This is a genomic window from Flavobacterium chungbukense (assembly GCF_020805785.1).
GTDB classification, from domain to species: Bacteria; Bacteroidota; Bacteroidia; order Flavobacteriales; family Flavobacteriaceae; genus Flavobacterium; species Flavobacterium chungbukense.
Map to the genome: position 1 here is coordinate 1,222,180 of NZ_JAJGZV010000001.1, position 11,378 is coordinate 1,233,557.

13 protein-coding genes are annotated in these 11,378 nt (G+C 41.7%); 5 read left to right on the forward strand and 8 right to left on the reverse strand.

Annotated elements, in window-relative coordinates:
- The first annotated feature begins 24 nt into the window (after positions 1–24).
- Complete coding sequence (locus LL966_RS04800) at positions 25–2,262, forward strand: xanthine dehydrogenase family protein molybdopterin-binding subunit (RefSeq protein WP_229350723.1); 2,238 nt, start codon at positions 25–27, stop codon at positions 2,260–2,262.
- A gap of 106 nt (positions 2,263–2,368) precedes the next feature.
- On the opposite strand, the gene LL966_RS04805 is transcribed toward LL966_RS04800, so the two are convergent.
- From LL966_RS04805 to LL966_RS22850, 5 genes are all read right to left on the reverse strand, one after another.
- On the reverse strand, positions 2,369–3,391 hold the full coding sequence (locus tag LL966_RS04805) for an SDR family oxidoreductase (RefSeq protein WP_229350726.1): 1,023 nt from the start codon (positions 3,389–3,391) through the stop codon (positions 2,369–2,371).
- A gap of 111 nt (positions 3,392–3,502) precedes the next feature.
- Complete coding sequence (locus tag LL966_RS04810) at positions 3,503–5,080, reverse strand: FAD-dependent oxidoreductase (protein WP_229350728.1); 1,578 nt, start codon at positions 5,078–5,080, stop codon at positions 3,503–3,505.
- A gap of 213 nt (positions 5,081–5,293) precedes the next feature.
- Complete coding sequence (locus LL966_RS22845) at positions 5,294–5,485, reverse strand: DUF892 family protein (protein WP_394799450.1); 192 nt, start codon at positions 5,483–5,485, stop codon at positions 5,294–5,296.
- A gap of 116 nt (positions 5,486–5,601) precedes the next feature.
- Positions 5,602–6,555, reverse strand: coding sequence for a hypothetical protein (locus tag LL966_RS04815; RefSeq protein WP_229350731.1), 954 nt, complete (start codon positions 6,553–6,555; stop codon positions 5,602–5,604).
- Between the two features lie 495 nt (positions 6,556–7,050).
- Positions 7,051–7,320, reverse strand: a complete 270-nt coding sequence (locus LL966_RS22850; RefSeq protein ID WP_394799451.1) for a response regulator — start codon at positions 7,318–7,320, stop codon at positions 7,051–7,053.
- Between LL966_RS22850 and LL966_RS04820 the strand changes: the two genes are divergently transcribed.
- A complete protein-coding gene (locus LL966_RS04820; RefSeq protein WP_229350734.1) occupies positions 7,223–7,432 on the forward strand; it encodes a hypothetical protein in 210 nt (69 codons plus the stop codon). The two genes, LL966_RS22850 and LL966_RS04820, sit on opposite strands and share 98 nt — an antisense overlap.
- 162 nt (positions 7,433–7,594) lie before the next feature.
- Here LL966_RS04820 and LL966_RS04825 read toward each other — a convergent pair whose 3' ends face one another.
- Positions 7,595–8,260 (reverse strand): SRPBCC family protein, encoded by a 666-nt coding sequence (locus LL966_RS04825; RefSeq protein ID WP_229350736.1) that lies wholly within the window; start codon positions 8,258–8,260, stop codon positions 7,595–7,597.
- 29 nt (positions 8,261–8,289) lie between these two features.
- A complete protein-coding gene (locus tag LL966_RS04830) occupies positions 8,290–8,514 on the reverse strand; it encodes a hypothetical protein (RefSeq protein ID WP_229350738.1) in 225 nt (74 codons plus the stop codon).
- Positions 8,515–8,785: 271 nt separating this feature from the next.
- On the opposite strand from LL966_RS04830, the gene LL966_RS04835 reads away from it, so the two are divergent.
- Complete coding sequence (locus LL966_RS04835; RefSeq protein WP_229350740.1) at positions 8,786–9,031, forward strand: hypothetical protein; 246 nt, start codon at positions 8,786–8,788, stop codon at positions 9,029–9,031.
- 67 nt (positions 9,032–9,098) lie between these two features.
- Here the strand turns inward: LL966_RS04835 and LL966_RS04840 are convergent, their stop codons facing one another.
- A complete protein-coding gene (locus LL966_RS04840) occupies positions 9,099–9,476 on the reverse strand; it encodes a SpoIIAA family protein (protein WP_229350741.1) in 378 nt (125 codons plus the stop codon).
- A 163-nt stretch (positions 9,477–9,639) separates the two neighbouring features.
- Between LL966_RS04840 and xseA the strand changes: the two genes are divergently transcribed.
- Both xseA and xseB read left to right on the forward strand, forming a co-directional pair.
- Positions 9,640–11,100, forward strand: a complete 1,461-nt coding sequence (xseA, locus tag LL966_RS04845; protein ID WP_229350743.1) for an exodeoxyribonuclease VII large subunit — start codon at positions 9,640–9,642, stop codon at positions 11,098–11,100.
- Positions 11,078–11,284, forward strand: a complete 207-nt coding sequence (xseB, locus tag LL966_RS04850) for an exodeoxyribonuclease VII small subunit (protein ID WP_229350745.1) — start codon at positions 11,078–11,080, stop codon at positions 11,282–11,284. The genes xseA and xseB overlap by 23 nt, the downstream gene beginning before the upstream one ends.
- Positions 11,285–11,378 lie beyond the last annotated feature (94 nt).

Genomic DNA, 11,378 nt, shown 5'->3' on the forward strand with positions numbered 1-11,378 from the left:
TACGCTAGATTAAAACTGAAAAAAATGACAAAATTACCCTCAATAGGCAAACCAATCAGCAGACTGGAAGGCCGTTTAAAAGTTACAGGAATTGCGAAGTATGCAGGTGAGTACCAAGCTCCTGGACTTCTTTACGGTTATGTGGTAAACAGCACCATTACAAAAGGTACAATCAAGATTATTGACACGGCAGATGCAAAAGCACTGGAGGGCGTCATTGAAATCTTCACTCATGAAAACAGGCCTTCCACGGCGTGGTTCGATTTTCAGTATGCTGATATGGATGCGCCTCCCGGAACGGTTTTCAAACCCTTAAAGGATAATGAGATTAAATATAATGGGCAGCCCATTGCACTAGTGGTCGCTGACACTTTTGAAATGGCACGTTATGCTGCCACTCAGATTAAACTTGCTTATGTTGAAGAAAAATTCGAAACTGACTTAGAATCTAATATCGATAAAGCCAGAAAGCCAAAAAAAGGAATGGCTTCTATGCTGAAACCGCCGCCGCCTAAACCGGCAGGGGATTTCGAGAAAGCCTACGAAAGCTCTTTTGTGCAGAGTTCGGGAGAATTCAAACATGGTACGGAACATCATAATCCGATGGAAATGTTTGCCACAACGGTGATTTATGAAGGTAAAAACAGACTTAAAATTTATGATAAAACCCAAGGGACTGTTAATTCTCAAATGTACGTGGCAAACGTTTTTGGATTAAAAATGAAAAACGTTCAGGTGATTGCACCTTTTGTCGGCGGTGCTTTTGGATCTGGACTTCGTCCGCAGTACCAATTGTTTATGGCCGTTATGGCGTCTCTGGCCTTAAAAAGAAATGTCCGCGTTACTTTAGACAGGGCGCAGATGTTCACTTTCGGGCACAGACCTACTACGCTGCAGTATGCCAAGTTTGGAGCTGATGAAAAAGGGAAATTAAACGCCGTATATCACAAAGCAATAGGAGAAACTTCGCAGTTTGAAGATTATACAGAAATTGTGGTAAACTGGGCTGGCATGCTTTATCCTGCTGAAAATACGCTACTCGAGCATAGACTCGTTCCGTTGGATGTTTATTCTCCTCTGGATATGCGCGCTCCTGGGGGAAGCACCGGCATGCATGCCGTTGAGGTTACGATGGATGATTTGGCCTATAAGCTGAACATTGATCCTGTTGAATTTCGTCTTATCAATTACGCTGAAAAAGATAAAAGCTCTGGGAAAGAATATTCGAGTAAAGAACTTAGAAAATGCTATTTACAGGCTGCAGCAAAATTTGGATGGGAGAAAAGAAGTCCTGAGCCCCGAAGCATGAAGCGAGGAAATAAACTGGTCGGATACGGAATGGCGACTGGCATTTGGGATGCCAACAGAATTTTAGCCCGCGCTCAGGCAATTATGACAAGTGACGGAAAGGTCGAAATTAAAAGTGCTGTTACTGATATTGGAACAGGAACAATTACTATCATGACCCAGATTGCTTCGGACGAACTCGGACTTCCTTTAGAAGATATTACTTTCTCTTTTGCCGACAGCAGCATGCCTTTTGCACCGATACAGGGCGGTTCGTTTACTACCGCAACAGTGGGTTCGGCTGTTCAGGTGGCTTGCAGGGCATTAAATAAAGAATTATTTAAAAAAGCTAAAAGAGATAAAGACTCCGGTCTTGCAGATGCGGCATTTGAAGACGCTGTTTTCAGCGACGGCTTTATATTTTTGAAAAATAGTGCGGAAGTGAAATACAGCGTGCAGGAAATTTTTGCTGCCAACGGCGGAAAAGAAATTAAAACAACCAATAGTTCAATGCCAAACCCGCTGACGTACGGGAAAAAGATTAAACTCGTACATAGCGCGGTTTTTGTTGAGGTGGAAGTTGATGAGGAACTGGGAATTATTGAAGTCACCAGAGCGGTCACAGCCGTTGCAGCAGGGAAAATTATTAATCCTAAAACAGCAGAGAGCCAGATTTTAGGGGGAATGATCTGGGGGATAAGCAAAGCCCTTCATGAAGAAACCATATTAGATAATCAGTTTGGAAAATATATGAATACTAATCTGGCAGAATATCATATTCCTGTTCATGCGGATATTCATGATCTGGACGTTGTTTTTGTAGAAGAAGAGGATGATTTTGTCAACGATTTAGGTGTTAAAGGAGTAGGAGAAATTGGAGTAGTGGGAATGCCTCCAGCCATCACAAATGCTATTTTTCATGCAACAGGAAAGCGTATTAATAACCTGCCGATTCATTTTGACAAACTTTTATAAATAATAACCGAATTATTAATGAGTTAATTCTTTAACAATAAAAAAAAACTCAGCAGTTTGTACTGTTGAGGTTTTTTTATACGTAAAAAAATCTGTAGTTTTTTGATTACGGATTCCCTTCACCGCCGCTCGAACCGTATATTTGGCCTGTTGCATAGCTGGCATCTTCAGCGGCAAGCTGTACATAAATAGAGGCAAGTTCGGCCGGCTGTCCAGGTCTTCCTAAAGGGGTGCGGGATCCAAATTCTTTTAGTTTTTCCATACTGGCGCCTCCGCTCACCTGCAGGGCGGTCCAGACTGGTCCCGGAGCAACACCGTTCACCCTGATTCCTTTCGGTCCCAGCTGTTTCGCCAGTGATTTGATATAATTGGTTGTGGCAGCTTTAGTCTGAGCGTAATCATACAGATCTTCTGTTGGAGCATAAGCCTGAACCGAACTGGTGCCAATTATAGAAGAACCTGGCTTAAGATAAGGAAGAGCGGCTTTAATGATCCAGAAAGGCGCATAAATATTGGTTTTCATGGTCCAGTCAAATTCTTCCGAAGAAATATCTAAAATTGACTCATGTGCCTGCTGTCTTGCTGCGTTGTTTACCACGATATCCAGCCCGCCAAGGGCTTCGGCTGCCTGCTTGACAAGAGATCTGCAGAATGATTCATCACGGAGATCTCCAGGAATGGCAACAGCCTTTCTTCCTGCAGCTTCAATCAGCTGGATTACTTCCTTAGCATCTTCTTCTTCAGTTGGATAATAATTTATGGCAACGTCGGCGCCTTCTCTTGCATAAGCAATAGCGGCAGCTCTCCCCATACCGGAATCGCCTCCCGTAATAAGTGCTTTACGGCCTTTTAAACGTCCCGTTCCTTTGTAGCTTTCTTCACCGTGATCCGGTCTCGGATCCATTTTACTGACAAGTCCCGGCCATGGCTGTGACTGCTCATTGAATGGCGGAACTGCATATTTAACAGTTGGATCTTGTATTTCAGCTCTATTGCTGCTTTGTTCTGCGGCTGGATTAACAGTATTTTCGGTATTCAGAGCGCTTTCCCCAAGTGCAGGTGCTACACCTGTCTGCTCTGTGTTGTGGGGTATGTTGTTTTTATTTTCCATAATAATCGGATTTATCATTTATTTTTTTAACTTTCTTATCGAAATTGACAATAACTCAAATTTAGCCAATGGCTTTGCTGCTGGTATTATAAAATTGCCTCTTTATGCCGCAATAATCTAATTTGAATGCTATTTGACATCTACTGGTTTTAAATTGGTCTGCGCGGGCCCGTTTGTAACAGTTCCGTCTGAGGCAAATCGGGAACCATGACACGGGCAGTCAAAAGATTTTTCATCATTATTCCAATGGACAATACAGCCTAAATGGGGACAGACAGCAGAAAAAGCTTTCAGCGAGTCGTCATAGTCACGGTACACAGCAATTTTTTTTAAGCCTTTCGTAATGATGCCGCCTTCTCCCGCGCGAACATCAGCCGTATTTTTTAAATCAGAAGAAGAAATCCAGTCCAGATACTGGGAAGCCATATTTACGGCTTCTTTTGCAAAGTCAAGAGTTGTTTTCAGCGTAATTCGAGAAGGGCTGTACAGATCTTCCCATTTATTTTTAATGCCCATAATGGCATCAGTAATAATGGCAGCCCCGATAGTGGCATGCGTCATCCCGTTTCCTGAATCGCCTGTAATGATATAAATATTATCATCTCCTGGATTTTTTCCCATAAAGCCTAATGAATCTACAGGTTCCATTACCTGTCCAGACCATCTATATGCTATGTCTTCCAACATAGGAAAAAAGGTGCGCGTCCATTCTTCCAGTTTTTCATATCGTTCAGCTTCAGCAATATTTTCCTGATCGGCTTGGCCGGTTTTATGGTCTTCACCGCCTGAAATCAGCAGATCGTAATTCTCATCAAAATTTTCCACCCTTACATAATGATAAGGCTGGGAAACCCATTTGGAATCCGCATCTCCCGTATCCCACCAGAGAGCATAAGGAAGCTTTCCTTTAGGGATTTTACCGGCTATAACATAAGTCCTGTAAGCGGCCTGTTTGGTATGCATGGTAACCAGATCGTTAATTGGGGAGTTGGTTGCCACTACGATATGGTCAGCCGTATATTTGTAATTATTGACAAGAGCGCCGTCTTTTGTAATTTCTTCTGCACGTGATTGCGTATAAATGCGGCCTCCCAAAGATACTACAGCAGCTGCGAGTCCGTCAAGATAGCGCAGTATATGAAATTGGGCCTGGTTGTAAAATGCTAAACAGGATGTCTGGTCTCCATTGTATATCGAAGGAGTGCTTTTTAAAAGACCGGTATTAAGTCCTGCATTTTGTGTGGCTTCAAATTCTTTCTGCAGATTTTTTTCGTTGTCGCTGGGATGAAGGAACAGATAGCCGTTGACTCTTTTAAAGGAACAGTCTATATTTAAATCATTGACATTTTTCTCAATGGCGGCAATGGCTGCAGTATGGCTTTCAGCGGCCAGTTTAGTGCCTTCTTCTCCGAAGGTATCTTCGAGAAAGTAATAACGGTCATCCAATGCGCTCGTAAGATGCGCCGTTGTACGTCCCGTTTCGCCACTGCCTATAAAACCATCTTCTGCAAGCACTACTTTTTTTCCTTTTTTCAACAAATTATAAGCAGTTGTGAGTCCTGCTATTCCTCCGCCAATTATAAGAACTTCCGTATGTACATCGCCATTGGGTTTTTCAAATTCAGTAATTGGAGCAGAATCAATCCAAAATGATACATTTTCGCCTGAAGAGATGCTGCCGTCATTTAATTTATCTTGATTTTCCATTTTTATATTTTATAATTAACTTTCGAAGTATTGCTGTTTAAAGTTAAACATCCGATTATAAATTATTTTATAGCTTTACACTAGGGCGTTATATCATTGCCAGTAACAGTATTATAAAGCTTTGTGTGAAGTGAATGGAAAAGCCCCAGAACGGTAAAAACTTGCTGGCTGGGGCTTATAAGCTTATGCAATTTTTCTGAACTATCTATTATATTATTCTGCTGCCGTGTTATCTACGGCATTCAGCGCTACGTTATTTAGCAGACAGTCTGCTTCCTTTTCCTCAGCAGGAGCATGGTTTAAAAGCTTTTCAGCATCTTTTTTAAAAAGTATTTTGGCAAATGCTGCAAGAATTCCATAAGCGGCAATCTCAAAATGTTCGATTATTTTCGAGGACGCAATAATTCGTCGTCTCGAACCGGTCCAGCATTCGTTTCATCAATATCTGTACGGTTTTTTTGAGCGTGCAAATTACAGCTTAGCCAGGATGCAAATGCATATTATTTTGAACGTAACGAAACTTAATTTTCTATCTCGGTCCCGTGGGCAACAAGCCGGAACAGCGGTTCGTATTTCTGTATGTGAACATCAAGGTTGTGATTGATGGCGACCGGGCCAATACTGCCTTGAAGGCAGTACAGTTTCTGTTTATAGGTCCACATAAACTGCAGCATGCGTACTTTCATTTTCTTTAAAGCTATTTCCAGCGTCTCTTCGATTTCAACCAGTATTCCGGGCATTCCGTCAATTTTGAAGTTTTCAGTACGGATCAGCCTGCTTTGCGGCGGTATCATTTCTGAAACAGACTGCTCGGTAAGAATCATGTTTTGATCTTCTTCAGAAAGCTCATGTATTACGATAAGTATTTTTTCGTTTCCTTTGCCGTCGCAGCTGGTGAATTCTTGCACTGTTCCAGGCATCTCCGCTTCATCCGCTCTCCAGCTTTTAGGTATGGGAAGCCTTAGTACTGCGTCTTCTGCTTTTGGATGGTCCTCTGTGCTGAAGTTTATGATATGCCCATCGGTAACTTCCTCATGCGGCGCATCATGATAGGCAAAAGAGATAATGCCTTTTGGAACAGCGGCATTACTGCTGAATGCTATTTTGTCCTTGACCTGCTCCAGAAAACTTCCGGCATATTCTTTCTTTTCAATGGGGCTTTTCAGCTGTTCGTTAATAAGAGAATCGACATGCTTCTCCACAGCATTAAATTGAGAATCGTTGAGCTCCTGCTGCAGAAAATCTTCTATATTTCTTTCAGCCCTGCCAAAAACAGGATGCGCATTTTTCTTCAGTTCACTGACTTGTTTTGTAAATGATGGGAACTGTCCGGCCACTTTTTTCAAGGCGGCATTCTGTCCTTTTAAATAGGCGTATGTTTCAATGGCAAGCTGCACTTTTTCAGAGGGATAGCGTGTCTGCGAGCAGCAGTGCACGGCAGACAGGCAGTAAATAAAAAGGAACATGGTTTTCATTGTGTTATTCTGTTTTTTAATTTACATTCCATAGGATAATTACTTACAAAAAAAAACAAAAATAATGGAGGGGCTGAAATGTGGTTTATAACATTTCTTTATCTTGTTGTAAAATTTTCATCTGCATTTTCCGAACGAAAAAAATCTGAATAAAAACTCTGAATCTCCGCATTTGTATTGTTGCTAAAATTGGAGAAGTCCGAAAATTGCCTTATCTTCGATGCACCAAATCATTTCGAAGTGTATGTAGTAGAACCAGAACCAGAACATCTATTTTTAATAAACGGAGGAGAGACAGGAACCCTGATATCGCATCGGGACTGGAGCAGTTCGTCTTTGGGAGCTTTAGAGCAATGGCCTGAGAGTTTTCGCACCACACTTGGAATAATGCTTTCTTCCCCCTGTTCCCCTGTTTGTAGTCTGGGGTAAAGCGGCTGCTTTTTTTTACAATGATTCCTTCCGTCCTTTTCTTGCGCACAGCAGCGCACATTCTGATTATCTGGGAAAGGAATTCCATAAAGCACTGCCGTCAGAATGGAAATCAGTTTCTGATTCTTCCTGTTTTTTGAAATAGCCCTGAACATTGCAGCTGTACGCTTTGAGTACGTTTTCAGGATTTTTTGAAGTTGAAAGAAAAATGTAAGGGACACATTTAGACCCTATTTCCTTGATTGACATAATCTGTTCCCTTAATTCAAATCCGTTGATTTTAGGCATATTGATGTCTGAGATTATGAGAAAAGGGAGAACTGACGCATTGGACAAATACGGTATCGCTTCCAACGGGTCTGCTATAAACTTAAATTGTAAGGATATTCCAGGCTCTCAAAAATATCCTGAAGGAACAGTCTGTCGTCCTCATCGTCTTCAATTATAATAATTTCGCCTTTTCTTCTCATGTTATAAAGATACAGTTTAATAGAGTAATTAACGCAGAATTTCCTCTTATAATTTAAGTGAGTACGGAGATGAAAACCTTTTGGGAATTCAAATCCCAAAAGGTTTCAGCAAAACAGGCAAATAAATATTCCCGCTTTGCTTATTTTTCAAGATAAGATTTCAAACCGCTGATATCGTCGTGCACTATTTTCTCAAAAATGGGGTTCAGCAGTTTTGCTGCTCCCTGTCCCGCAATTCCCAGAGGAGCACGGTAAGAGATGGTAACGTCAATCTCAGTAGCAGCGCCATTGGCTTTGAAAAGCACTTTTCCAAAGTTCTTCACCGGAGCATCAGCTGCAGACTGCCAGCTTAGAAGCTTTTCTTTCTGGTCTTTGATGATTTCGGCTTTCCAGCTCAGCGAACCTATGCCAGCAGGTCCTTTTGCAGTCCATTCAGACTGCGTGCTGTTGATTGTTTTTACCGACTCCAGATGGTTCATGAATTTAGGAAGGTTCTCCAGATTGCGCCAGAAAGCATAGACCTCACTGATAGGTTTGTTGATGGTGATATTGGTTCTAATGTTTACATTGGAGCCTTTATCATTCTTTAGATGGTCAACAGCGCTGTAAACAGGGCAGTAGCCGCTGATTCCTCTTGCCAGCATAGCGCCTCCTGAGGTAATCTGGCTGATATTTTTCTTTTCCTGTGAAAGTCCCTTGTACAGCAGATAAGAACCTGCTGCCGTCATCAGGATGCGTTCCAATGCCGAAACATTGACATTGCTTTTCGAAATGGTTTTTCTATTGGATATTGCTGAAGTGTGCATACTGTATATTTTATAATTTAAATAAATTGTTAACTGTTGGTTGCCGCGCTTCCTGTGCTTCCGGCTCCTCCTGAGTTATTGTTTCCGCCTTCCTCTTCATAATGGTCTGGGGCATTTCCATCCTCATCACGCTCATCTTCCCAGTCGCCGGTGTTAACATGCCGGTCCTTGCTTTTATCATCTGAAGCTTTCATCTGCTGGTGGTACGGGCATTTTTGAAGTTCTTCTTCACTGTAATTATGCATTTTTTCCATGATTGCTGTATTTTTAAGATTTTTAATGCATTAAAATTAAAGCAAGACCTGAATTTTTTTCTTATAGAAAAAATCACATTTTTTATCAAATTAACATGTTTGGGATAAGGGAGATTTTTTTTCCTATTGATTTGTTTTTGAGTGTTTTTATTGGTTAATTCCAATGTTTTAAAAAACGTTTTTTTTTAACACCGCATTAAATTGAAGCTTTGTTCTGAATTATTATATTTGAATACAGATTCATTACTTTATAATTCACTGATCTTTCAAAATGGAAAAAGCAATACAGCTGCAGGTCAGAAAAGATTTGGACCCGCGCCAGCAGCTCAAAGTCATTAAACTTAAAGGGAATCTGATTTCCAGAGGGTACACCGAGATTATTCATATTCTGGACCAGGATGAGGACTTTCATATCAATACTTTTGAAACAGCTGTCGAGAAAAGAAATGAAGTGCAGCAGTATATTACTGCTTTCATTAATCAGGAAAACCTTCTAGATGCCATTACGATAAAGTAAAGAACTGCTTTCCGAGAAAGAATAGAAGCTGTCTCCCGATCAGTATTAGGGCGGTATGCGGGCTTTGTTATGGTATGCCGTCGCCAATATTATCCGCCGCCGCTCTGTACCCATCGCATAGCTTCTTCGAATGCTTCTTTTTTAAAACCTTTGAATTCACCCGGAATGAGATTGGTAAGAGCATTTGTAAAAGAAATTGCTTAACCAATGCCGCGCGGTTCCATCTTCCGAGGTTTTTCAGCCCCAGTATGGCATCTTCCATCCAGTCTGCCGACGCAAAACTTTTTATTTCCGTGTCCACTACAAGGAGAAAGTTTATTTCATTGATTCTTTTTACTAGACTTGTAACTGCCGGAACAAGAACATTTACATAGTCATTTGCCGTCATTTGGCCGTGTGCCCTGAAAGCGGCAACATTTCCGGATGTAGGTATAAGCTGGATCATAGCGCCTGATTTGGAATAAGTTCAAGTAAAATTAAAAACAGCAGCTTGTTTTTTTACAGAATTAAAAGCCCGTTTTTCTAAAATATCAATTTGTAAGATTTGGGTATTAAAGCTTTTTGAGATTCCGCGCTATAATTAGTACATTAGCTGAGAAAGAAAACTTATGCAGAAGACGCATTCAGCCGCTATGGGACCCGACCAGTATATCAGACTCTCGCAGCTCAGCGATCATATCCAGGATACGATAAACGCCCGTTTTAAGGGACAGAAGTACTGGGTTGTCGCGGATATCACCAATCATTCCTTTAAGGCCGATAAAAAGATCCATTATTTTGAGCTTGTAGAGAAATCAGAAACCGGCAGTGCTATTGCAGCAAAGATAATGGGCAAGTCCTGGGGAACAGGGGCGCTGCGGATTCTTGATTTTGAAATCACAACCGGACAGCGTTTTACCAACAATCTGCATGTGCTGGTGCAGGTGAGCGTGGATTATCATCCTCTGTACGGGCTTTCGGTAAACCTATTGGATATCGACAGTAATTTTATGCTGGGGATTCTTGAAAAGCAGCGAAATGAAACGCTGGCAAGGCTGGTAAGGGAAAATGACTACATATGGAAAGAAGGCGAGCAGTATTCTACGCTGAACAGCCGTCTGAAACTTCCCGCGGTAATTCAGAGGATAGCTGTAATCTCTTCGAGCAGTTCTGCAGGAAATGAGGATTTCCGCCATACGATGCTGCACAATGATTTCGGCTATGTTTTCCAGATTGATGATTACCATACCGTAGTGCAGGGGGACAACAATGCAAAACTGTTTCTCAATAAACTAATTGATGTCTATAATACTGGAATCCCTTACGATGCTATTGTCATTACAAGAGGAGGAGGTTCGCAGTCCGATTTTCTGATTTTTGACAATTACAGTATCGGAAGAGCAGTGGCGAAGTTTCCCATCCCGGTAATTACAGGAATAGGACATCAGAAAAATGTCAGCATCACCGATATGATGGCGCACACCCATACCAAAACCCCTACCAAGGCCGCGGAATTCATTATTGCCCATAACCGCAGCTTTGAACAAAGCATACTGGCGCTGCAGCGGACTATTGTCATTAAATCACAGCAGCTGTTTCTGGGGCATTACAAAGAGCTCAGCCGGATAAAAAATGCTGTTTCTTACAATGCAGCGGCGCTGGCTGCAAACCATAAGAAACAGCTGGATCAGACCAGGGAGCAGATTATCAGAAATTCAAGAGCTGTGCTGCATGAAAACCAGAAAACACTGCTTGTTGCCGCCCAGCATACGCTTCAAGGTCCCAAGATGCTGATGGTTGAGCGAAAGGGCGAACTGCTTCAGCTTAGAAATGCAATAAAAACATTCACTAATGCTTACCTTCGCAGACAGGAGCTGACACTGGAACATCATCAGAAAACCGTGAAAATGATGTCTCCGCAGAATATCCTTAGAAAAGGGTATGCCATTATCAAAGTAAAAGATGCCATTGCGAGCAGCGCCGAAGGGATAAAGGAAGGCGACGATATTGAAGTGATCCTGAAGGATACCAGACTGATAAGCACCGTTAAAGAAAAAATACAATACGATGGAAGAGAACCCGACTTATGAAAAAGCTTTTGCCGAACTGAGCGCTATTTCGAAAGAAATTGAAAATGAAACCATTTCGGTGGACGAGCTGGCAGCAAAGGTAAAAAGAGCATCCGAGCTCATTGAATTTTGCCAGAATAGGCTGAAAGCTACCGAAGCCGAAGTGGGTAAAATCATCAGCAGCATGGAGAATCCTAAAGAATAGACTCTTATGCCGCACACTAAAATACCGGTTTACGGCGTTATAATATAAATTACAGTCCGATAAAGCGGATGCTTCTGCTGAAAAGTTTCTGGTA

What these genes read in the sequence shown, in the direction of transcription:
- LL966_RS04825 (WP_229350736.1), bottom strand. Translation starts at nt 8,260, where the DNA reads ATGCACACTTCAGCAATATCCAATAGAAAAACCATTTCGAAAAGCAAT.
- LL966_RS04835 (WP_229350740.1), top strand. Translation starts at nt 8,786, where the DNA reads ATGGAAAAAGCAATACAGCTGCAGGTCAGAAAAGATTTGGACCCGCGC.
- LL966_RS04810 (WP_229350728.1), bottom strand. Translation starts at nt 5,080, where the DNA reads ATGGAAAATCAAGATAAATTAAATGACGGCAGCATCTCTTCAGGCGAA.
- LL966_RS04815 (WP_229350731.1), bottom strand. Translation starts at nt 6,555, where the DNA reads ATGAAAACCATGTTCCTTTTTATTTACTGCCTGTCTGCCGTGCACTGC.
- LL966_RS04800 (WP_229350723.1), top strand. Translation starts at nt 25, where the DNA reads ATGACAAAATTACCCTCAATAGGCAAACCAATCAGCAGACTGGAAGGC.
- xseB (WP_229350745.1), top strand. Translation starts at nt 11,078, where the DNA reads ATGGAAGAGAACCCGACTTATGAAAAAGCTTTTGCCGAACTGAGCGCT.
- LL966_RS04830 (WP_229350738.1), bottom strand. Translation starts at nt 8,514, where the DNA reads ATGGAAAAAATGCATAATTACAGTGAAGAAGAACTTCAAAAATGCCCG.
- xseA (WP_229350743.1), top strand. Translation starts at nt 9,640, where the DNA reads ATGCAGAAGACGCATTCAGCCGCTATGGGACCCGACCAGTATATCAGA.
- LL966_RS04805 (WP_229350726.1), bottom strand. Translation starts at nt 3,391, where the DNA reads ATGATAAATCCGATTATTATGGAAAATAAAAACAACATACCCCACAAC.
- LL966_RS04840 (WP_229350741.1), bottom strand. Translation starts at nt 9,476, where the DNA reads ATGATCCAGCTTATACCTACATCCGGAAATGTTGCCGCTTTCAGGGCA.